The organism is Pelagibius sp. 7325 (assembly GCF_037652055.1).
In the GTDB taxonomy this organism is placed as follows: domain Bacteria; phylum Pseudomonadota; class Alphaproteobacteria; order Kiloniellales; family Kiloniellaceae; genus Pelagibius.
The window spans coordinates 52,645-73,730 of record NZ_JBBKAH010000002.1; the positions used below are offsets into that span (position 1 = coordinate 52,645).

The 21,086-nt window shown below is 62.4% G+C and carries 15 protein-coding genes and 1 tRNA gene; 5 read left to right on the forward strand and 11 right to left on the reverse strand.

Annotated elements, in window-relative coordinates; all coding sequences use genetic code 11:
- The first annotated feature begins 153 nt into the window (after positions 1-153).
- Positions 154-612 carry a hypothetical protein gene (locus tag WDC82_RS02140; protein WP_340115607.1) on the forward strand — a complete coding sequence of 153 codons (459 nt, stop codon included), beginning with the start codon at positions 154-156 and terminating at the stop codon, positions 610-612.
- 242 nt (positions 613-854) lie between these two features.
- The gene (locus tag WDC82_RS02145; RefSeq protein WP_340115608.1) at positions 855-1,682 is read left to right on the forward strand and encodes a type IV toxin-antitoxin system AbiEi family antitoxin; all 828 of its coding nucleotides are present in this window, start codon (positions 855-857) and stop codon (positions 1,680-1,682) included.
- A 285-nt stretch (positions 1,683-1,967) separates the two neighbouring features.
- On the opposite strand, the gene WDC82_RS02150 is transcribed toward WDC82_RS02145, so the two are convergent.
- The 7 genes from WDC82_RS02150 to WDC82_RS02180 all read right to left on the reverse strand — a co-directional run bounded on the left by WDC82_RS02150 (position 1,968) and on the right by WDC82_RS02180 (position 12,530).
- The gene (locus WDC82_RS02150; RefSeq protein WP_340115609.1) at positions 1,968-2,546 is read right to left on the reverse strand and encodes a hypothetical protein; all 579 of its coding nucleotides are present in this window, start codon (positions 2,544-2,546) and stop codon (positions 1,968-1,970) included.
- A 150-nt stretch (positions 2,547-2,696) separates the two neighbouring features.
- A complete protein-coding gene (locus tag WDC82_RS02155; protein ID WP_340115610.1) occupies positions 2,697-7,004 on the reverse strand; it encodes a hypothetical protein in 4,308 nt (1,435 codons plus the stop codon).
- Positions 7,005-7,744: 740 nt separating this feature from the next.
- On the reverse strand, positions 7,745-8,569 hold the full coding sequence (locus WDC82_RS02160) for an E2 domain-containing protein (RefSeq protein ID WP_340115611.1): 825 nt from the start codon (positions 8,567-8,569) through the stop codon (positions 7,745-7,747).
- Between the two features lie 6 nt (positions 8,570-8,575).
- The gene (locus WDC82_RS02165) at positions 8,576-10,099 is read right to left on the reverse strand and encodes an adenylate/guanylate cyclase domain-containing protein (RefSeq protein WP_340115612.1); all 1,524 of its coding nucleotides are present in this window, start codon (positions 10,097-10,099) and stop codon (positions 8,576-8,578) included.
- Complete coding sequence (locus WDC82_RS02170; RefSeq protein WP_340115613.1) at positions 10,056-11,210, reverse strand: adenylate/guanylate cyclase domain-containing protein; 1,155 nt, start codon at positions 11,208-11,210, stop codon at positions 10,056-10,058. Before WDC82_RS02170 ends, WDC82_RS02165 begins: the two co-directional genes overlap by 44 nt.
- A gap of 458 nt (positions 11,211-11,668) precedes the next feature.
- A tRNA-Ile gene (locus tag WDC82_RS02175) sits at positions 11,669-11,744 on the reverse strand.
- Positions 11,745-11,816: 72 nt separating this feature from the next.
- Entirely contained in the window at positions 11,817-12,530 is a 714-nt protein-coding gene (locus tag WDC82_RS02180; RefSeq protein ID WP_340115614.1) for a CHAP domain-containing protein, read from the reverse strand.
- Between the two features lie 359 nt (positions 12,531-12,889).
- Between WDC82_RS02180 and WDC82_RS02185 the strand changes: the two genes are divergently transcribed.
- Both WDC82_RS02185 and WDC82_RS02190 read left to right on the forward strand, forming a co-directional pair.
- Positions 12,890-13,165, forward strand: a complete 276-nt coding sequence (locus WDC82_RS02185) for a YMGG-like glycine zipper-containing protein (protein WP_340115615.1) — start codon at positions 12,890-12,892, stop codon at positions 13,163-13,165.
- A 24-nt stretch (positions 13,166-13,189) separates the two neighbouring features.
- Positions 13,190-13,774, forward strand: coding sequence for a septal ring lytic transglycosylase RlpA family protein (locus tag WDC82_RS02190; RefSeq protein WP_340115616.1), 585 nt, complete (start codon positions 13,190-13,192; stop codon positions 13,772-13,774).
- Here the strand turns inward: WDC82_RS02190 and WDC82_RS02195 are convergent.
- From WDC82_RS02195 to WDC82_RS02210, 4 genes are all read right to left on the reverse strand, one after another.
- Positions 13,771-14,652, reverse strand: a complete 882-nt coding sequence (locus WDC82_RS02195; protein ID WP_340115617.1) for an MBL fold metallo-hydrolase — start codon at positions 14,650-14,652, stop codon at positions 13,771-13,773. The two genes, WDC82_RS02190 and WDC82_RS02195, sit on opposite strands and share 4 nt — an antisense overlap.
- 89 nt (positions 14,653-14,741) lie before the next feature.
- A complete protein-coding gene (gene rpoD / locus WDC82_RS02200) occupies positions 14,742-16,850 on the reverse strand; it encodes an RNA polymerase sigma factor RpoD (protein WP_340115618.1) in 2,109 nt (702 codons plus the stop codon).
- A gap of 118 nt (positions 16,851-16,968) precedes the next feature.
- A complete protein-coding gene (gene dnaG, locus WDC82_RS02205; RefSeq protein ID WP_340115619.1) occupies positions 16,969-18,951 on the reverse strand; it encodes a DNA primase in 1,983 nt (660 codons plus the stop codon).
- 256 nt (positions 18,952-19,207) lie between these two features.
- A complete protein-coding gene (locus tag WDC82_RS02210) occupies positions 19,208-19,663 on the reverse strand; it encodes a GatB/YqeY domain-containing protein (RefSeq protein ID WP_340115620.1) in 456 nt (151 codons plus the stop codon).
- 180 nt (positions 19,664-19,843) lie between these two features.
- On the opposite strand from WDC82_RS02210, the gene carA reads away from it, so the two are divergent.
- Entirely contained in the window at positions 19,844-21,085 is a 1,242-nt protein-coding gene (gene carA, locus WDC82_RS02215; protein WP_340115621.1) for a glutamine-hydrolyzing carbamoyl-phosphate synthase small subunit, read from the forward strand.
- The last annotated feature ends 1 nt before the right edge of the window (position 21,086 follow it).

A 21,086-nucleotide genomic window follows, 5' to 3' on the forward strand; every position in this document is an offset into this window, starting at 1 on the left:
TCGACCCCATGTTTCGAGAGAAGGGGGCTACGGCGACGCGCCTGCCCTTAGCTTCACCGCCGGCGAACCATGGGGGGTCAGATTTGCTCACCCATGAGCCGATATCCACGGACTGACCACGACAAGACAGTCAGGACAGAAAAGGAGAATGACATGCATCATTTGGTGCTGGCCACCGGCGACTGCTGGTGGAGTCCGAAAGCGAAAATCCCTCGGGGGGTCGTCCGCCGCTTCCGGCCGGTCGTCCGCGCGGGCGGCGGCCGTCTCGACGACACCGAGTGGTTCGTGCGCATGCTGCCGGACACGTTGCCCGGCACGGCTGCGTTCGAGTGTCACTATGGCGGCCCACAGTGGCAAGGAGGCCAATGGGTCGGAAGCTGTTACATGGCGTGGACGCAATCCGCTTCCAAGAAGATGTGGGAAGTTGTCCTCAAGCACGAGCCGCTGGTGAAGCCGGGACTCCAGTGCCCGGCGTCGCCCTGGCTTGCCGGCGCTCTCACGCCGAAGGGGCGCGTCACCCTCTCGCCAGAGCACATGTTCCAGCTCTGCGATCTGGAACGCTGTGTGGGGTGGGCCGTCCGGGAGGAGGCTGCGACAAGGAAGGCCGCTTAGGTGCTGGCTGTGGTGCGTGCCCGGCACTCACGCTGGGCGCGACACCACCCGCCGGCGATTAACGTCCCTTCTCGCAGGCCGACGAATCCAAGCAGCGGGGCAAGGTCATCCAACTGTGACCTGGCCGGTCAGACCCTTCCTCAGCAGAAAGACATAATTTGTTTATTTTCAACGACATAAGACGTGATGGCTTGCCATTTCATTCGCCAAAAGACACATTTTCCGTGGTGATGGGGAATGAAATGGCAGTCGATCCGACCTCAACGAAAGCCCGCTGGATGAGCCCGGCCGCCGCCGCGGGCTTCGCCCGGCGCCTGCAGGCGCGCGGGCATTACGGCTTTGCCCTCCAAGAACTCCTGAAGGAGACAGGGCTCTCGCCGGCGGCGGCCAAGGGCCAGCTGCACCGCCTTGCCCCCGGCATCGTCCCCTTCTACCCCCGCTCCTTCTTCTACCTCATCGTACCGCCCGAGCACCTGGCGATCGGCGCGCCGCCGGTCACCTGGTGGATCGACGATTTCTTTGCCATCCGAGCGCAGCCTTACTACCTGGGACTCCTGACCGCCGCTGCCCACCACGGCTCCAGTCACGAGGCCCCGCAGATGATTCAGATCGTGACCGACCGCCCCCTTAATCCGGTCCGCCTCGGCCGCCAGAAGATCGTCTTCGTCACCAAGAAATCAGCCGCCGAAACCCCCGCCGTTCGCGCCACCGGCGGCCAGGCGCCCTTCCAGGTCAGCACGGCGGAAGCGACCCTCCTCGATCTTCTCTACTACCCCGAACACGTCGGCGGCCTCGCCCGCATCGCGGAGCTTGCCCGCGATCTGAAGCCGAAGTTGAGCGGAAAGGGGCTTCGCCAGGCACTGGACCAACCACTGGACACCGCGCTGCTGCAGCGCGCCGGTTTCCTTCTCGAGGCCCTCGGCCTGGAATCCGAGAGCCGCATCGTCGACCGGGCCCTCAAGGGCCGCCGCCGGCGCCCGACAGCCCTCGAGGCCGGCACCCTCCCCAAAGGAGAACCGGACCCACGCTGGCGCGTCACCGGTTCTCTGCCCGAGTTGGAGAGCGGGTGACCCGCCTCACGCGCCAGGCGACCCTCCCTCATCAGGAAGCCGTGCCCTGCCTGACAACGCATTCTTCCTCGTCGCCTCCCGTATAAGGCGTTATGCGCGGATATGAGCGAGGGCGACTTCCATCCCCGTTTGACACACAAACACTCAAAGGAACAACGTCAGCGCACTGGGGAATCACCCGACCTGCACGACGGAACGGAGGAAGGTTGGGGAATGCTCCGCCTCGCACGCTTGTCACCAGTCTTTCACTGGTGGGGACCGCTGGACGGAAACTATGTGTCGCACCTATGGTCGATCCGGACCATCTTCGCGTCGCAATACGCTAACAAGGTCGATCACGTCGCCCCTGCCGGGACTGCAACGAAAGTCGAGTGGCCCAACTCCGACGACATTCCCTACAGCGTCGCAATATTCCTGCAGGCTGTCGAAGAACGACGATACATCCTCCTTACTGTGCTCACCCAATGCCCCCATATTCAGGACGGTCTCCATGTCCAGATGCGAGATAAGTCGGTTGCGCGCGTCCGCTAAGAAATCTCTATAACGCATAACGCCTTTAGAATGCTCTCTGATCTCTTCGGTGAGAAGCCCCCTACGTTTGAGGGCGATGTTCAATGTCGCGACCGTGAGGTTGTCTCTTTTGCGAAACTTGGCCGGATCGGTGATCTTGCAGGCTTGCAAGATCACATACTCTATGAGGATGCGATTTAAGTCATGAAAGAAATGTGCGGCTGTCTGGTGGAGAAGTCGGCTGGTGTCCTCTCCGCTCTCAAAGAGCGCCGCATATGTGTTGTAGCAATTGCGGAGCCATATGCATTCCTCCCTGAAAGCAATGAAAGTTCTTTGAAGTTCTTCCTGGGTCATGTTCCTGGCCTAGGCGTGGGGAATCAAGGAGCGCGGGGAAGGCCAGTTCGCTCCGCACCACAGTTACGCGTGTTACCGGCGCCGGCGTTTAGCCTTCTTTCTTTCGGGGCCGCACGCCTTTGTCTTCGCGCTCGCGGCCTTGCGCAAACCCTACGTCTTGCCGGATACGCTTTTCTTCGCAGTTTTCTTCCGCGGTTTAACCGGTTTCCACGGCGTCATGTCGATGCCGAAAACAGTGACGCGCTCCACCCTCGCATGTGAGCTTTCGACGCGCTTTGCCTCTTCGTTCAGCTCCGCAATCAAAGCATTGAAGTCCAGCGTGCGGCCGCCCACGCGCCAGTTCCTCGGCTCAAGGAGACATAGCAGAAGAACGCCATGACGCGACCGGGCGGCCTTCATGTATTGGCCGACAAGCTGCGTCGAAATCGTGTCTTTCAGGGAATTGAAAGAGTAGCGCTTGCCGTCCAGCGGCTTGATCTCCACCGACACCACGCCGGCCTTGGGGTTGTAGAGCCTGATGTCGGGCTTTTTGTCGTCGGCCACTTCGGCCTCGCGCACGACGTCGTAGCGGCGCCGGGATTCGCGGTCGAACCGGCCCGCGTAGAATCGCTGGAGCTCGCTTTCGTCGGCGCCGGGCTTAAAGATGCCTCGGTCGCTGAAGTCATCGCGCTCGATGCTTTCTTTAAAATCGCTCAGGCGGTCACAGGTCAGCTCGAAAAGCTCGCTGGCGGTTTCCGGGTCTCGGCTGTAGCCAGCGGCGAACTGCCGCACACCCTCGACAGTCCACGCACTCATCTCTACTGCCCGCGCGGAATGGCGCTCCAAGGCGCGCGTATAGGAATCCTTGACCTCCGTGAGGTTGGGATGCGCGGCGAGGTCACGCAGGGCATTATGTGCCTCCATGCCGTCGATGGTTTCCACCAGCGCCGCCAACCAGTCGCGGGTTTCCCGCGCGTTATCATCGGGCGTCACATCGTAAACCACGCCGCTGATATGCTCCGGGTCGGTCGCCACTGGCAAATATTTATACGCCAGCGGAATTAGCCGTTTGAGCAGATCAATGTCGCGCAGGTAGGCGCCTGACTCACTGTTCCTGACATCGTCCCGGATGCGCAGCAGGAACGCCGCCATCGCCACCGGCGCCTGCGTGCCTTCCTTCATGAGCTTCTTTTCCAAAAAGTCGGTTGCGGGGCCTGGCGCCATCCGCATCCAGTCCTGGAGCCAGACCACAGCCGCCGACAGGTCGTCCTTCCACAGCGCCTTGGTCTTGGCCGCCGCGATCCTGCCCCGTTGCGTCTCGGCAAGGGACGCGGCATCCAAGATCGCGAGAACGTCGGATAGCGCGTCGGCCGGAAGCGACGCCAGTGCCGACAGCTCCGCCAGGAGACCGGGCCCGACGATACGCGCCAAGGCCGGGTTGCGGTAGACTTCTCGGAGATTGATGATATCGGCGCGCTGATATTCCGGCGCGGCCAGTTGGGCCTGGATCTCCGCGAGCAGGATCGGAGCCACGATCTCGGGCTTGGCCTCGGCCAGCACCGTCAGCCAACGCGGAAATTGATTGAGTTCACGCAAGGCGTAATGCGTCGCTATGGCCGTTTCCTCCGGCGAGAGCGCGGCAAAGTCCTCGCCCTCACGGAACGCCAAAGCCAGTGCTGTCAGTCCGGTGAGAACGCCGTTTTCCACGGCGGATTTATTTTCCAAGGTCGATTTCAGCGGCGGGGTGAACCGTCGCCAACTGTTATTCAAGCCCGCGCGCAAGGCGTTCGCGAGCGGTTTGTCGTACTGCTCTTCGATGAATCCGATGTTCGTCTGCGCCCAGTTCGCACTTGAAGCGGTCGGCCCACGGCGCATTTCCTTGACGAGGTAAAACATTGCGGCGAAATCGGTCCCGTCGCGCAAATGTTCGATGTTCGCTTCGATGCGTGCCTTGCTCTCAGCGCGAACCTTGATCTCGGCCGCCCGACGCTGGCGCATTTCATTTTCCCATGCGCGGTCTGGCTCTATCGGCCGCGGGTTGAGGATATTCTGCGCATCGCCTCTAAGCTCATCGCTGAGGGCGGTAGCCTCAACAGCCGCCACCAAGGCGTCCCGCTCCTCCGGCGCCCGGCCCAACCAAGCCCAGAGCTGAACCGCGCCATAGGTCAGCTTGCCCCGCGCAGTTTGATCGGTTGCCTCGCTTGCACGGGCAAGCACCCACGCCACGTCGCCCTTCGTAGGGCGCGCGAAGGACAGGCTACTCAGCCAGAACCGCCGCTCGGTCGCGGTGAGTATTTTGTGGATCAGATACGCCCGGCGTTCTTCGGGGTGCTCGCGTAGCGCCTTCTCAATTTCATCCGTGCCCAAAACCCGAAGCCCAGCATGGTTTTTCGCTGTCTCGACCAGCGCAATCGCCTTCACCAGAATCGCCTTGTGGTCGGGGGCCGTTGCGGCGCTCCGCGTGATCGTGAGGCGTGCGACCTGCGCAACCGCATCGATCAACCAGAAGAAACGCTCCGACAAAAGCGGATCGAAACCCCGGTCGGTCTTGAGCGGTGGCGTTTTGACCTTGTCCACCAAGCGCCCCAAATATTCCGGCAGCAAGGCCGGCGGGCAAGCTTCGGTCCAATAGTATGCGACGGTGAAAGGGGGACCGGCGGTGGCCTCGGGGTGCTCGATCTCAAACAGGTCAATCAACGCAAACAGGTCATCCAGCGACAGCGTGCCCGGAAACAACTCGCGGCTCGCGCGCTCCAGGAGCCGCGAATCCGAAATCTTGCCACTTAGAACAGCCGTGCGCAGCTTCGCTCGCTGGGCGGTCGTACCAGCTTGGGCCACGGCGTCAATCGCCCAAATCCGGATGTTGGTCGGTTCTTTGGCCCCGAGGGCTAGACGCGAGGCGGTTGTCGCGGACTTCGGCAATTTGCCGATGGCAGTGAATCGCAGAAGCAGCTTGACCGTGTCGAACGACAGCGTGCGGTCGCCGAGTAGTTCATTGATCGGGCCGTCCATCGTCGGATCGACCGCGCGTGCGTAGTCGATGTCGTTGACTATCCATTCGAAACGCGTCCCGCCGCTGTAGATTCGGGCGAAACTGCGGATGGCTTCAATCCGTTCCTGCACCGGGATAAGCGCCGGGTCGCCCATGAACAACACTGCTTCGGGAACGGCGCGGATCAGATGCGCACGGATGCCGCTGTCGCGCGAGCCCACCCACCCGGCGACCTCCACCATGGAGTTGATGGCCTTTTCCTTTCCGTACACGGTGCCGATCAGGAGGCTGAGAATGCGTCGGCGCGGTGCGCCATCGTCCAACAGGCGCAGCAGCCATAAAGCCGCTAGGAACGTGCGGTTCTGCTTCGGTTCGATCCGCACCCGTCCGCCATATACTTCGGAAAAGATCGGCCGGTTGAGAAGATTCTTGAGGAGCGTCGCGGCGAAGTCGGTAAGCAGTTGCGCCGGGTCGATCCCCGGCTGCGCCGGCCGCGAGCCGAGCGCCGGGTCGGCAATCAGTATATTGGACTCGCGGCACAGGGCGTTGGCGCCGGCAATCTGTTCCGCACCGATCTTCGACAAATCGGGCGGCAAGGTGTCCTTGGCGAGATGTGCGTCATTCTGCTCCCGCAGTTTTTCATCCACACTCATGGACATTATGTCCCATAACGTCCCGAACTTCTTGTGCTTACTCCAGTAAGCCACCAGCCAGTCGATATCGCGGGGTGTCGCGGCTGTAAATAGTACATCGCTTTCAGCCAAGTCGCTCACGAAGGCTGCGGCATCCGCTAGTTGGTACGCTTCAGCCAATTTGACAATCTGTGCGCGGTTGAGCGGCTTGAGCTGCACGAGCTTGAGATCGACGTCGCTATCCCCTTCGATGTCTTCCTGTTGCGTCGCTTCGTCGGCAGAATCATCTCCGACGGGCGCAAATGGGACCGCACCCGTCGCCCGCTTAGCTTGCGCGAGCGGCAGCAGCGCGCCTTTCACAGAATCCAGGTCCGTGACGTATTTCCAGTCGCTGTGGCGACACGAGAGCACCACATTCACGCGTGCGCCGGCGGTCTCCACTGCCGTAACGAACTTGTTGAGGGCGCGGTTGAAACCCCAGTAGGCTTCCAGCTTCGCTTCGTCGACGGAATCGAGAAAGAACACGGCCTCATTGCCGGAGACGAGCCAGGCGTCGAACCGCCCACGGTCGCAGCTGTTCAAGGCGGTCCGAACGTCGTCCTTGGCGATATCGTCGAGCCGCAGGAAGAAAGCATCTTGCCCTGCCGCCACCAAGCGTTTGGCCTGCTGGGTAAGCTCCGTGGTTTTTCCGACCCCGGCGGTCCCGAGTACCAACACAAACCGATACTTGAGAATGTCCGTCCAGGATTTGCCGCTGCCGGCGCGCCCCCCCGCTTCAAAGAGCGAATCAAATTCGCTCTCCGCCTCGTCGTTGGGCGCGTCAACAAAGGTGCGGTCAAGTTCAACGTAGTCCATTCGCCTCTCATGACGACGTGAATTCAGGTGCGGGAAACCGCGCAGCCATGAAGCCGTGCTCGCTGGCCTCTAGGCCCACCCGCATAGTCTGGGGTTCCCCCACGCAGTCGCCATTACCCAATGTTAAGAAAAGGGTCCACGCAATACTATCTTAGGTTGATTTTATCTTGTCCACTTCCTTCACAGCCTTGCCGTTCAAAGGCTCACCCCGCATCTGCGGCGAAGGGCCGTCTCGCCTATCGACGGCGGCACTCTCTTCAATCCACACGAGGAGCGACGGCAATCGCTCAATATTTGAGCGCCTGGACCGATCTCCTCTGGCCGTTAACTCCCATTGGCGCCAGGGCCATCCAAATGTCGACATCGGGTCAAAAGCAGCTGTTGCGTTGAGCATCAGTAGATGTCCGCTGAGCACGGGGTAACGGGCGTCCTGCGTCCATTACAGGCCGCCTTCCCCGAACTCAACCACCCAGAGTGATCGACTCTCTGTGAGATCCCGCGTCTTTATGTGTGACGCCTCACCCACCGCCATCGTTTGCTGAGGCGTCACACATAACTTGCAGATAGAGAGTGCTGCAATATCAGACGCTAAGGGGGATCTCGTCTCAGATAAATGGAATTGGCAATCTCACTTAATCCGCTGATTGAAGCTCTCTGTCTCACATAACTAAGGCATCGCGCCCATGGCATTGGCGGCAGAACTGAGAGGAACTGATCGTACGTGATGAAACCCTCTCAGATTACCTTCCCTTTGCATTTCCCGATGACCTGCGCGCGGCCCGACGATCCTTTCTCGGCGATCGGTCTTTACTGAGTGGGCACACCTTCATGGTCCCGCAACATGGCTTCTTCTTCATGGCCTCCCAATAGCGCTCTTCGGCATCTCGGCGCTGTGCCTCTAACAACATCAGACATGGATCCTGATCTTTAAGACACTCTCTGCGTAGTTTCGTATTGCCAGATTTTTCACGATAACCGCAAAGACATGGCTTCCGCTTGTTCAAAAGGCTCTTACCGTTATCCGTGACCTGCCAGAGATGGTCGGCAATCCATCCATACCCCTGAACAGCTGCCCGGACGCTATCGAGCATCCCCAGCTTCTCGCCCAGATTCTCGGCCTCAAGCTGAAGGAGAGCTGCATCGCCATGCGAGAGGGCAGAGCTGGCCGGCCAGGTCCCCTCTCTATGTGCGGTCTCTTGGCAGAGGAGATGAGCTTCCAACTTTCGCCACCACCGGCGGGCAGCTTCCGGGCCTACAACCCCTCCACCAGCGTTGTAGCCGATGCAGAATGAGCCGTCGGCATTGATATGCCGCTCGGGGCACGACGGTGGAAGGAAGTTTGTGCCTGCTTCCCTTGCGACGACTATCCCTGAGCTGGTGAGCGATATCTGAATCTTGTAGCTCCGACAGGGCCTCTGACTGTCTGAGGTGGGCTGAGCGATAACGAGGAGGTAGTCATCTTGAACTGCCTCAAGGCCTACCCAGTTTGGCCTTGTAAGGTTGAGTGCGGCCAGAGTGGTTACCTGACCGTCCTCAATATCGCTATCCGAGATCGTGTCGGGCACGGAGGCTCACTGTTTGAGATGCGATCGCGCGTCAGGCTCGGACCTCAGAATCTGTACGACGGGAGCCGATGATAACCCCAGAAGATTGAGCGCATCATCGTACTCAGGAATTCTGTCGGTCTTCTCGAAGTGCTTCCTAACCTGAAACGCGGCAACTGATCTGGCAATGGGCCCGAGGCGGGTGCCGCCATGCTCGATGGACTGCTGCATCCGCTCTGAATCGATGACCGCCTTGCCGGCGGCACAACGAATGCTTTCAGCACCTTTTCGACCAACCCTGGTCAGCGGCACGGGGCCATACTCAATGCCAATGGCCAGATCCAATGTGTCGAGCCCGGGAACCGCGTCCAGGCAGAGGTCGAACGAGGATTTCATCGCAGAGGCGCAGACAACGGCATCCTCAATGGCGCCGGATGGGTCGTCCTCTTCTTGACCTTTTGTCATGAGTCCGTGAATGCAGTCGCCAATAAAGCGGACACGTTTTCCACCGCAATCATCTCTCAGGACTGAGTTTAACTCTTCCCTGATGACGTGGATGCCGGTTGCTGCTGTCTTGATGGCTCCGCCACCCATGGCGATGGCGTTATCGACAAAGGCCGTATAGCCGTCGACGTCAGCAAAGAGAGACGCCATACCCATGCGCGCCGTCCGAGATGGCATCAGGTCCTTGAACCTTGTATTCTTCAGTGGAGGCGGAGGCCTGAAAAACCGAAAGGTCGGACCAGCACTTGTGCCCGTCTCGGAAACCACCCTCTCAATAGCGGCATCAAGCTTGGCAAAACGAAAAGTGGACGCCGCTTCCTCCAACGCTTCAGTCCATCGCCTGGCCTTGGTGACTTCGTCAAGGGGATCAGTCCGCCGATAGGCGATCCCTTGAGCGTTTGGCGTCAGATAAATACCCTCTCGGGGGTCTGCGTGTAGTAGTTTGGCCGCATGGTTCGCCGGCCGGCCAAGGAAAAGCGTATCGGTATCGTGAGCTCGCCCAGTGGTCAGGGCCAGGCACGTCCCATGATCGATACCAGAGCGCACTGCTGTTGGAAATCCGTGCACCCGGCCAACGCGTTTTGCGGCCTCTTCCAGCTTCTTTGCCAAAGCTATCGCGCGCAGCACTTGGGCCCTTGGGTTGTTGGCTGGGCTGACAATGACCGCATGAAGCCGAGGACCGTGGAAGTCCACCCGCAATGCCTCGTCTTCTTCGCACAGAGCGTCCCAGATCTCGTAGTGAGCATGCAAAAAGCGGAGCACTTTTTGATGACTTGATTCTGTCTCACCGCGCGCGCCATCGGCGACGAGCTCGTCGAAGCCAAGCAGCTGACTGTAGAGATGGGCTCCATCGACGCGGACTGCCCGTGTACCTGGGAAGCGCCCTTCGGCCTTGGCTCGTGCGATCTCTGCTTTTGCACGATCAAAATGCTCTGCCAAGGTAATGTTGTCATCGACCTCCGGAGCCGTGTTCAGATGCTTCTGAATTCGCTCACGCGCAACTTCATGATTCCACGCCATCGCAATCTCCGTTGCTCCAAAATACATCAAATATCTCTTTTTTAACCCTTACACCCTTTGCGCTCTCCAACTTCCCGATGTCTGCGGCGATGCACGAATGAACTGCCTCACTGATACGAATGGGTCCAACACCGGGGCAATCCTTCTCACGCAACTGCTCGAAGCGCGACGCCAAGTTCACGGTCTCTCCAAGGAGAGTGATGGTGATTCTCTCTTCGGTACCAAAATCTCCGAACGCCGCCGGTCCTTTGTGTAACCCTATGCGCAGACCAAGCTCAGGGGCACCGAGCTCGGACTTCATCTGATTGAACTCGCGCAGAACTTCATGGGCGCAGCGATATGCTGCTAAGGGGGCACCACTGCGGCTTTGCCCGTCGCAAAGCCAAAAGGCCATCAACCCGTCGCCCATCAGCTTGTCGATCTCTCCGCCACAGCGGCGTATCGCCCTGACTTGCAGGCCCATGAGCTCGGCAGCCATCTTGCTAACGTCTTGCGAATCTCTGCCTGTCGCCCAACCGCTGAAACCTGCCAGGTCGCTGAACCACACAACAACCTCGCGATTTGAAATCAGCTTCGGCTGATCCTCAAATGCAGCTCTTGCAAGCCCCAAGGCTTCCTTGTCGCAAAATCGGCTCAGCATGGAACCGCCACGATCACGCTGTTCTATCAATTCGCCGCGTTGGTGCGTGGCCTCTGCGAGTTTTTCATTCAGCACATGGGCCAGAAGCTCGTACCAGGCGGCTTGATTCTCAGCGCTCAGCTTCTCGATGACCACTTCGTCAATCCTGAAGAGGCGCGTAAAGCCGTGCGCTTTTAGCGTAGCGGTTCGTCCACTCGTGCCTCTTGAGAAGTTTCTTGTCGGCGAGCGAGCCATCAAGACGCCCTGCTCCCCGATCAGCGAGCCGGCGCCACGGTCTTTGATATGCCCGGAGTCTTTTTCGTCACCCTGAACCGACACACCGCCCTCAACGATCAGCCAAACACAGTCAGCAGGATCGCCCGCCGAGCAGATGATCTCGCCATTCCTGTACTGGGCAATCGAGCCGATTCCCTGCTCCGTCAGCGCACGGAATAGGCCGTCCGGGTCAGACGAATACTTTTTTAAGAAGTTCAATAAGGCTGGGCGCCATTGCTCCATTGACACGTCCTGGGCGTGAAAAAATGCCGCTCGAGTCGTGATCAGATGGTAGCAGAAGTGTCCGGATTCAACACGAAATTGACACAAAATGATAAACGGCTGGCCGGAGGGTGTGAGCAATTGCCCACGGAACCCACACTCGTGCCAGGCCAAACCAGGTGATCGACGTTTTTATGCGAGATTCGAAGCCTTTATGTGAGACGCCACATTTGCGAGATCATCCGGACGATTAGTGTTGAATAGGGGGATCTGGTTCTGGCTGCCAAGGGCACCCGAAAAGAACCGAAAATCAGCCGAGTCTCACTTTCTGTGACCAACTTTCCGCCAAGTGACTCGCTCTTGAAGTGCGACGGCTCAGATTCGGTCAGCAAAAGCAGATGCTTAAGCGCAATTTTGGGGAGTCTCACTTTTTAAGGCGAGTCTCATCTTTTAAGTCACCCTACAAAGGGGAGAAGCAATGGTGGGCCCGGCAGGATTCGAACCTGCGACAACGCCGTTATGAGCGGCGAGTTCTAACCGCTGAACTACGGGCCCCCGAGAGACTCGGTCACCATTGTGCCGCTGCGCGGCGGCAGATCAAGGGGATAGGGGAAAATGGCGGCCGAATCAGTTGGCTGCCTGACGGATGTCCGGCGATTCCTTGGACTTTGGATAGATGAACCCGTAGACCGCATAGGTGCGCGAGCCCATCTGGTTGCCCGGGGTGTACCATACGCGCACCGCCGACCAGTCGTTCTTCTCGGAGACGTCGCGCACCGGCGTGTAGCGGTGGATGCGCCCGCCGTTCAGCCAGTTGGCCTGGTGCACGACGATGTTCCGGCTGTCCACCACTTCCGCAACGAAGGCGAGGTGACCGAGGGTCAGGCGGCGGGTCTTGCTGAGCACCAGCACGGCACCGGGCCGTGGGGTCTTGCCTTTCGCGTAAAGGCCGTCGGCCTTCTTCCACCAGGTCCAGGCATCGCCGCGCAGGGCAATGCCGGAGAGTTCGCGGGCGTAGGGCACGCACTGCAGGGGTCGCGAAACCCTGACCACCGCCGGGCGCGCCCGCGGCAGAGCCGGTGCCTGGTGCAGCAGAGAAAGCCCTGCCGAGGAGACTTCGCCGAAGGGGTCCATGTCCATCGCACCGGGCGCCTGCCGGGCCGCCTGCTGGCTTGCAAGAGCGCGGCGCCCGGACGGCGAGGTGCCGAAGGGCGTGGCCTTGGAAAATTCAGTCCGGGAATATTCAGAGGCGAAGTCAGCGTTGTCGCCGGCGTCGGCCTGCGGCGCGGCACAGCCCGACGCCAGCAGCATGAGGATCAGACCAACGAGCGGCCGCCGCATCGGGCCAGGCTGTCTAATGGATGCGCCGCGAATGGCAACAGTGGCCTTCGCGTTGCATCGGGTGACAGGCCCCGCAAGAGGCCATTGGGGTAAACATTATAAGGGACTCCCCTCAACGGCGCCCCGGCACCCCGCCGGAGACAAAACCTGAACATCGCAAAGACGAACTCAAGTGATCCGCCGACCTGCTGCAGTGCAAAACCGCTGCTGCGGGTGATCCCGCCTTCTACTTTACGTGATGCCCCAAGAAAGCAGGCTCTTATAGTTTTTAAGGGCACGATTTTGACATAGCAATAGCTGGTTTCGCCCACCAATATCCTGCGCAGCCAACAAACGTCACTTTCGACCGGGAGTTCCCCATGTCCTGCGCAGCTGCCCCCCAACGATCCCTGAAAGCGGCGCTACTGCGCCCTGCCGTCCTTTTGGCTGCCGTCCTCGCGCTTTCCGCCTGCGGCAGCAGCACCGGCGACCGCGGTCTCAGCGGCGCCGGCATCGGCGCGGCGGCCGGCACCGCGCTGGGCGCCGTCACGGGCCTGGGCATTGTCGAGGGCGCGCTGATCGGCGCCGGTGCCGGCGGCCTGACCGGCCTGCTGACCGACGAGGATACCATCGACCTCGGCGATCCCTGGTGGTAAGAGCTTCGGGGAAACGGTGACACGATGACGGACGTGCCAGTGCGAAGACAGTTCGACAAGGCCCTCTCCCTGGCCACACTCCTGCTCCTGCTCAGTGCCTGCGCTGCCTCGCCGGCGGCGAGCGGCGGTCCCCAGGGCATCGCGGCGACAAGCCAATCGTCCCAGCGCGCGCCGGGCGCTTCTGCGGCGGCTCCTTCCACGGCCGACGCGGGCAAAGCATCCGCCGAGGGCCATCTGATCGCCACCCTGCAGCCGAAAGACCAGGCACCGCTCGAAACCGACGGAGCCGCCGACGAGACCGTCACCATGAGCTTTACCGGCCTCGCTTCTTGGTACGGCAAGCGCTTCCACGGCCTTCGCACCGCCAGCGGCGAGCGCTACGACATGACGGCGTTCACCGCGGCCCACCCCAGCCTGCCCTTCGGCAGCCGGGTGCGCGTCACCAATCTTGCCAATGACCGCTCGGTGGTGGTCATCATCAACGACCGCGGCCCCTTCGTGAAAACGCGCCTTATCGACGTCTCACACGCCGCTGCCAAGCAGCTCGGCATCCTGGCAGACGGCGTTGCCGAAGTGCGCGTCGACGTGCTGGCCGATACCGCCAGCTAGAGAGCTTTCCCGAACGACAGCTCCGCCTGCCCGTAGACGACCTTGCGCGCGGTAAGGTCGATGCGCAGCAGGTCCTCCGCCAGCACCAGCGGCCCGGTGAAGTCCGCCGCGACCTCGGCCAGCAGCGCCGCTCGATCGGCCGCCGGTGGCACGAAGTGGGTGAGCGCCAGCGCCTTCACCCCGGCTTCCGTTGCGATCCTGCCGACCTCGCTGGAAAGCGTGTGATAGCCGGCGACATTGGCGACGGTCTCCGCCGAGCGCACACCGGGCACCAGCGGCATCTCGCGGTGGACGAAGACCTCGTGCACCAGCAGGTCGGCACCCTTGGCCGCGGCGATCAGGGCCTCACAGCGTCGGGTGTCGCCCGACAGGGCCAGCTTCTCACTCCCTGCTTCGAAGACGAACCCGAAGGCGTGTCGCACCGGCTTGTGGTCGACCTCGACGGCCCGCACCGTCACGCCGCCGAAGCTCAGCACCTCGCCGGCGGCGATCTCCGTCACCGCGACCTTCAGCGCCTCGGTGGAGGGCCGCTTCTCGTGCGCGATGCGCTGGCTGAGCTCGGACTCCCAAAGGGCCATGAGGCCCTCGACATAGCGCCGCGTGCCCGGCGGTCCGTAGACCGGCAAAGGCCGCTCGCGGCCCTGGTGCCACGACGAGACGATCAGCTGATAGAGATCGACCAGGTGGTCGGAGTGCAGGTGGGTCAGCAGCAGCGCATCGAGATCGCGCCCCGGCGTGCCGGCGGCGACCAGGCGCTGGGTCACCCCGGAACCGCAGTCGACCAGCACCCTGGCGCCGTCAGCCAGAATGAGCTGCGCCGGCCCGTAGCGTTCGGTCGAGACCACCGGGCAGCCGGTGCCGAGAAAGACGATTTCCATGGCCGAGAGGCTAGCGCGGCGCGCGGCAGGCGCAACGGAAAAGGGCCACTCCGAAGAGCGGCCCCTTATGATTTCCGGCTCTGCTTCGCTCAGGTATCCAGGAACGAGCGCAGCTTGCGCGAGCGTGACGGGTGCTTCAGCTTGCGCAGCGCCTTGGCCTCGATCTGGCGGATGCGCTCGCGGGTCACCGAGAACTGCTGGCCGACCTCTTCCAGGGTGTGGTCGGTGTTCATGCCGATGCCGAAGCGCATGCGCAGCACGCGCTCCTCGCGCGGCGTCAGGCTCGCCAGCACCCGCGTCGTGGTCTCGCGCAGGTTGGACTGGATGGCGGCGTCCAGCGGAATGACCGCGTTCTTGTCCTCGATGAAATCGCCGAGGTGGCTGTCCTCCTCGTCGCCGATCGGCGTCTCCAGGGAGATCGGCTCCTTGGCGATCTTGAGGACCTTGCGCACCTTCTCCAGCGGCATGACGAGGCGCTCGGCAAGCTCTTCCGGCGTCGGCTCGCGGCCGATCTCGTGCAGCATCTGGCGGCTGGTACGCACCAGCTTGTTGATCGTCTCGATCATGTGCACCGGAATGCGGATGGTGCGCGCCTGGTCGGCGATCGAACGGGTGATCGCCTGGCGGATCCACCAGGTCGCGTAGGTCGAGAACTTGTAGCCGCGGCGGTACTCGAACTTGTCGACCGCCTTCATGAGGCCGATGTTGCCTTCCTGGATGAGGTCGAGGAACTGCAGGCCGCGGTTGGTGTATTTCTTAGCGATGGAGATCACGAGACGCAGGTTGGCCTCGACCATCTCCGTCTTCGCCTTGCTGGCTTCCTTCTCGCCGGTCTGCACCGTCTTCACGATGCGGCGGAACTCGCTGATCGGCAGCTCGCTCTCGGCGGCGACGTCGGCCACCTCCTTGCGGATGCCCTTCACCTCGTCGCCGTAGCGGTCGGCGAACTTCGACCAGCCCTTGCCCGCCAGGCGCTTCACGCGGCTGACCCAGCGCGGGTCGAGCTCGCGCCCGAAGTAATGGTCAAGGAAATCCTGGCGGTCGACGCCGCAGCGCTCGGCCATGCGCAGCATCTTGCCCTCGAAGCCGAGCAGGCGGCGGTTGAGACCGTACAGCTGGTCGACGAGCTGCTCCAGGCGCGCATTGTTGAAGTGCACGCCTTCCATCAGCGCGACCAGTTCTTCCTGCAGCTTCTCATAGCGCTTCTCCGTCGCCGGCACGGTCTTCTCGCCGCGCTGCAGCGCGGTCAGGCGCTTTTCCTGGACCTTGGTAATCTTCTTCCAGGTCTTTGAAATTTCATCGAAGGTGTCGAGCACCTGGGGCAGCAGCGCCGCCTCCATGGCCGCGAGCGAGATGGAGTTCTCCTCCTCTTCGTCGTCTTCGTCGTCCTCGCCTTCGGCCTTCTCGCCCGTTTGCTCGGGCGCCTCGCCCTCGTCATTGGCGGCCTGCTTGCCCTTTGCCTTGGCGCCGGCCTCTTCCTCGACCTTGGCAGCCTTGCCCTTTGCCTTGGCTTCCTTCGTGTCGCCCTTGGCGTCTTCCTTGCCGGCCTTGTCCTTGGCCTCTTCCTTCGGGGCCGGCTCGTCTTCCATTCCCGCGATCTCGGTGACCGCCTGGTTCAGGGCGTCTTCGGACGGTCCGCCGCCATAGGTGGCGTCGAGGTCGATGATGTCGCGCAGCAGGATGCGGCCCTCGATCAGGGCCTCGCGCCAGGTCAGCAGGGCGCGAATGGTCAGCGGGCTTTCGCAGATGCCGCCGATCATCTTCTCGCGGCCGGCCTCGATGCGCTTAGCGATGGCGATTTCGCCCTCGCGCGACAGCAGTTCGACCGAGCCCATCTCGCGCAGGTACATGCGCACCGGGTCGTCGGTGCGGCCGATGTCGTCGTCGTTGAGGTTGCCGGTGACGGCCTTTTCGCCTTCCTTGCCGTCGTCGTCGCTGGCGGAGTCGTCCTGCTCCTCGCTCTCGATGACGGTGATGCCCATCTCCGACAGCAGGGACATGATGTCCTCGATCTGCTCGGACGACATCTGGTCCGGCGGGAGCACGGCGTTCAGTTCGTCATAGGTGACGTAGCCGCGCTCCTTCGCTTTCGCGATCATCTTCTTTACGGACGCGGACATCGAGTCCATCAGGGGTCCGTCGGGGGTCTCGTCCCGCGATTCCGCCGCTTCAGCGTTTTCGTTCGCCTTGGTCGCCATTCAGCCCACTACCTCAAGATGCCATGGCCGGCGCCCCGACCATGAAGATGCTTCGACCGGGGTACCGGCCGCGTCGATTAACGCCCGCGCAGCCTCTTGCCGCGCCGGCGCGGTACCCTCAACTGTCCGCTTTGTTCGAGCTCGTTTGAAGCATCGCCTCAAATCGGTCCAGATCCACTTTGCGGCCGTTTTCTTCACTCAGCAGTCTTTGACGGGCCTGGACCCGCTGCAACTGCTCCGCCGTCATATCTGCCGCCAGGGCCCGTGCCTCCTCGGCGCGCAGCTGCCCCGATTGGCGATCACGCAACACCCCCAAAATGTGCAAGACAGATTGCCGCGCCACCTCGGCAGAGGCGTCGGGACGGGCAAACCTGCCATGAACATATACCTCCGGGGTTAACAGCGTGGCCAAAAGCCCCGAATACCCCTGGCTGGAGAGGTGGCATTTCACACCTTCGCTGTCAAGTTCCGCATGGCGCGCCACGCAATCGATCAGGGCTTGGCGGAGGGCATTGAGGTCGGCGCTGATGAAGTCGACCCCAGCGAGATCCTCGACGAACTCAATTAATAAACTGTTATGGTTAATCAAGGTGGCAAGGAGTAATTGTTCGGGCCGCTCCAGGCGCAGCATGTCGCCCGGCCGCCGCTGCTTGGCCGGCAGCCCCTCCAAAGGGTCAATCGGACCCCAGCGCCGCCCTTTGCCGGCAAAACGCCCCCCCGAACGCCCCCCGAAACGCTTGGCTTGAGCGCCGGCGGCCGCCCGGCCCTGCCCAGCTTGCCCCCGGGCCTGGCCGCCATAGCCGAAAACCGCCTCGAAGCGACGCTCCATCTCCTGGCGGTAGTCCTCGCGCAACTCCGGGTCGCGGATGTTACGGACCTCTGCGCGCAGGTCGGCGCGGATCGCCGCCCGGCGCTCCGGCGTATCCGCCGCGCGCCCTTCGGTTGCCTTGCGCCAGATGACGTCGGCCAGCGGCTGGGCGGCGTCGAGCATCGCCCGCACCGCCTGGGGGCCCTGGCTGCGCAGCAGGCTGTCCGGGTCCTCGCCCGGCGGCAGCAGGGCGAACAGCAGGCTCTTGCCGGGCTTCAGCAGCGGCAGCGCCCGCTGGGCGGCGCGGAAGGCGGCACGCTGGCCGGCGGCATCGCCATCGAAACAGAGCGTCGGCTCCGCGGCGAGGCGCCACAGCTCCTCGATCTGATCCTCGGTCAAAGCCGTGCCCAGCGGCGCCACGGCGGCGGGAAAGCCGCCCTCGGCGAGGGCAATGACGTCCATGTAGCCTTCGGTCACCAGCAGTTCGCCGGTGTCGTGGGCGGCCTTCCTGGCGCGCGCCAGGTTGTACAGCACACGGCCCTTGTGGAAGAGCGGCGTGTCCGGCGAATTCAGGTACTTGGCCTTGGAATCGCCCAGCGTGCGTCCGCCGAAGGCGATCACCCGGCCGCGCCGGTCGGTGATTGGGAAGATCACCCGGTGGAAGAAGTAGTCCCTGAGGCCCCCCTCGTTGCCCAAGGCTTCCCCTGAATCTCCCCCTCTCTCACCGTCCTCGGCCCGCTTCACCAGGCCGGCCTCGATCAGCTGATCGACGGTGATGCCGCGGGCGCGCAGCGCCTTGGCGAGCACGCCCCGCTGGCGCGGCGCGAAGCCGAGGCGGAAGGCCTTCACGGTCTCGGGCGCAAGGCCGCGGCCGGCGAGATAATCGCGCGCTTCCTTGCCCGCTTCGGTCCGCAGCTGTTCCTCGAACCACAGGCAGGCGGCTTCCAGGACGTCGATGAGGCCGGCGCGCTTTTCGGCGCGCTGGCGGTCCTCCGGCCGCTCCTGCGGCACCTGCAGGCCGGCCAGGCCAGCCAGACGCTCGACCGTCTCGGGGAAGCTCAGGCCCTCGGTGTTCATCACGAAGTCGATGGCCGAGCCGTGCGCCCCGCAGCCGAAGCAGTGGTAGAAGCCCTTGTCGTCATTGACGGTGAAGGAAGGCGTCTTCTCGTTGTGGAAGGGGCAGAGCCCGGAATGCTCGCGCCCCTTCTTCACCAGCTTCACGCGCTTGCCCACCACCTCGGAGGTGGTGACCCGATTGCGCAGTTCGTCCAGAAATTCCGGTGGAAAGGCCATTGGCACCGCTGGTTTGAGAAGACCGCCCTTGCCCCCGCGGGCGGCAAAGGCGGCCGGCAGCCGCCCAAACTATCAAAGCCGCCGCAGCGCCGCACCCGAGCCGGCGCCGAGTCGCCAACAATATTGTAGGCGAAACGGGGGAGAACGCTTGGAAAACCTGGGGGTTGTTTGGGATATCTGGCGCCGAATGCCGGAATATCAAGTGCCAGGCCCTGAGGAAGAAATACCGGCTACCGCTCCAGCCTTGGACCCAGCCTTAGACGAGGGCTTCCTTCACGATGCCGCTGGCCTTGCCGAAGTCCATGCGGCCGGGGTAGCGCTCCTTGAGGGTCGCCATGACGCGTCCCATGTCCTTCACGCTGGACGCGCCCAGTTCGCCGATCACGCCGTCGATGGCCCCGCGCATGTCGGTCTCGTCCATTTGCTTGGGCAGGAAGCGCTCGATGACCTCGATCTCCTCGGCCTCGCGCTTGGCCAGTTCCGGACGGCTGCCCTTGGTGTACATCTCGATGGATTCATGGCGCTGACGCACCATCTTCTGGAGCATCTCCAGGATGGCTTCATCGCCCAGGCCGTCACCGTTGCCCTTGGTGCGCTCTGCGATGTCGCGGTCCTTCAGGGCAGCCAGGATCAGCCGCAGGGTCGAGGTGGCCCGGGCTTCCTTGGCTTTCATAGCGTCTTTCAGAGCGTCGTTCAGACGGGTGCGCAGCATCTATGGTCTTTCCAGTGACTCGCGAAGCGCGGGAGGTTAGCTCAATTCATCCGAAATGGCAAAATGCCCAATGCGGAATTAAGTTATTGAAATATAAGAAGTTTGAACTTTTGCTTAGGCTTGACCGGGGCGGGCCTTTCCCTTAAACATCACCCCGCTCGCGTTCCGAGGATCCGCTTCATGAACGACACTTCCAAGTCCCCGCCCCCGTCTGTCACGGACGGGCCGTTTTCCGCTGCGCCCGTTTCGGTTCCCCCGGGCGTTACCGCCGCGCTGGTGCTGGCGGACGGCAGCGTGTTCTGGGGCAAGGGTCTGGGCGCCGCCGGCCAGGCGGTCGGCGAGGTCTGCTTCAACACTTCGATGACCGGCTACCAGGAAATCTGCACCGACCCCTCCTACGCCGGCGAGATCATCACCTTCACCTTCCCCCACATCGGCAACGTCGGTACCAACCCGGAAGACATCGAGACCGTCACCCCTGCGGTGCGCGGCGTTGTGTTGCGCGCCGACATCACCGAGCCTTCGAACTGGCGCAATGTCCAGCACTTCGATGCCTGGCTGAAGTCGCACAACCTGGCGGGCGTCGCCGGCGTCGACAGCCGCGCCATCACCCGGCGCATCCGCGACCTCGGCGCCCCGCACGGCACCATCGTGCATTTTCCGGACGGAAATGTGGACATCGAAGCCTGCCGGAAGATGGCCGCCGAATGGCCGGGGCTGGAGGGCATGGACCTCGCGGCCGAGGTGAGCTGCCGCCAGACCTATCACTGGCACGAGACGGCCTGGGCACCGGGCCACGGCTACGGCCGCCAGGCCACCCCGCGCCACAAGGTCGTCGCCATCGACTACGGCGCCAAGCGCAACATCCTGCGCTGCCTTGCCAGTCTCGGCTGCGACGTGACCGTGGTGCCGGCCGACACCAGCGCCGAGGACATCCTGGGTCACAACCCGGACGGCGTGTTCCTTTCCAACGGCCCGGGTGACCCGGCGGCAACGGGGGTCTATGCCGTGCCGGCAATTCAAAAGGTGCTGGAGACCGGCAAGCCGGTGTTCGGCATCTGCCTTGGTCACCAGTTGCTGGCGCTCGCGCTGGGCGCCAAGACGACGAAGATGCAGCGCGGCCACCGCGGCGCCAACCACCCGGTGAAAGACCTCGTCACCGGCAAGGTGGAGATCACCAGCCAGAACCACGGCTTCATGGTCGACACCGCGACCCTGCCGAAGGGCGTCGTCGAGAGCCACGTCTCGCTGTTCGACGGCACCAACGAAGGCATCGCCGTCGAAGGCCGCCCGGTGTTCTCCGTGCAGTATCACCCCGAGGCCTCGCCCGGCCCCAAGGACAGCCATTACCTCTTCGAGCGCTTCGTCTCCCTGATCGAAGACCACAAGGGAATCGAAGATCACAAGGTCAGCGCCAAATAGC

Bases quoted from the DNA above. Each gene is read 5' to 3' on its own strand.
- WDC82_RS02190 (WP_340115616.1), top strand. From the start codon at position 13,190: ATGACGGACGTGCCAGTGCGAAGACAGTTCGACAAGGCCCTCTCCCTG.
- dnaG (WP_340115619.1), bottom strand. From the start codon at position 18,951: ATGGCCTTTCCACCGGAATTTCTGGACGAACTGCGCAATCGGGTCACC.
- WDC82_RS02180 (WP_340115614.1), bottom strand. From the start codon at position 12,530: ATGCGGCGGCCGCTCGTTGGTCTGATCCTCATGCTGCTGGCGTCGGGC.
- carA (WP_340115621.1), top strand. From the start codon at position 19,844: ATGAACGACACTTCCAAGTCCCCGCCCCCGTCTGTCACGGACGGGCCG.
- WDC82_RS02210 (WP_340115620.1), bottom strand. From the start codon at position 19,663: ATGCTGCGCACCCGTCTGAACGACGCTCTGAAAGACGCTATGAAAGCC.
- WDC82_RS02155 (WP_340115610.1), bottom strand. From the start codon at position 7,004: ATGGACTACGTTGAACTTGACCGCACCTTTGTTGACGCGCCCAACGAC.
- WDC82_RS02195 (WP_340115617.1), bottom strand. From the start codon at position 14,652: ATGGAAATCGTCTTTCTCGGCACCGGCTGCCCGGTGGTCTCGACCGAA.
- WDC82_RS02170 (WP_340115613.1), bottom strand. From the start codon at position 11,210: ATGGAGCAATGGCGCCCAGCCTTATTGAACTTCTTAAAAAAGTATTCG.
- WDC82_RS02140 (WP_340115607.1), top strand. From the start codon at position 154: ATGCATCATTTGGTGCTGGCCACCGGCGACTGCTGGTGGAGTCCGAAA.
- WDC82_RS02145 (WP_340115608.1), top strand. From the start codon at position 855: ATGGCAGTCGATCCGACCTCAACGAAAGCCCGCTGGATGAGCCCGGCC.
- WDC82_RS02150 (WP_340115609.1), bottom strand. From the start codon at position 2,546: ATGACCCAGGAAGAACTTCAAAGAACTTTCATTGCTTTCAGGGAGGAA.
- WDC82_RS02185 (WP_340115615.1), top strand. From the start codon at position 12,890: ATGTCCTGCGCAGCTGCCCCCCAACGATCCCTGAAAGCGGCGCTACTG.
- rpoD (WP_340115618.1), bottom strand. From the start codon at position 16,850: ATGGCGACCAAGGCGAACGAAAACGCTGAAGCGGCGGAATCGCGGGAC.
- WDC82_RS02165 (WP_340115612.1), bottom strand. From the start codon at position 10,099: ATGTATTTTGGAGCAACGGAGATTGCGATGGCGTGGAATCATGAAGTT.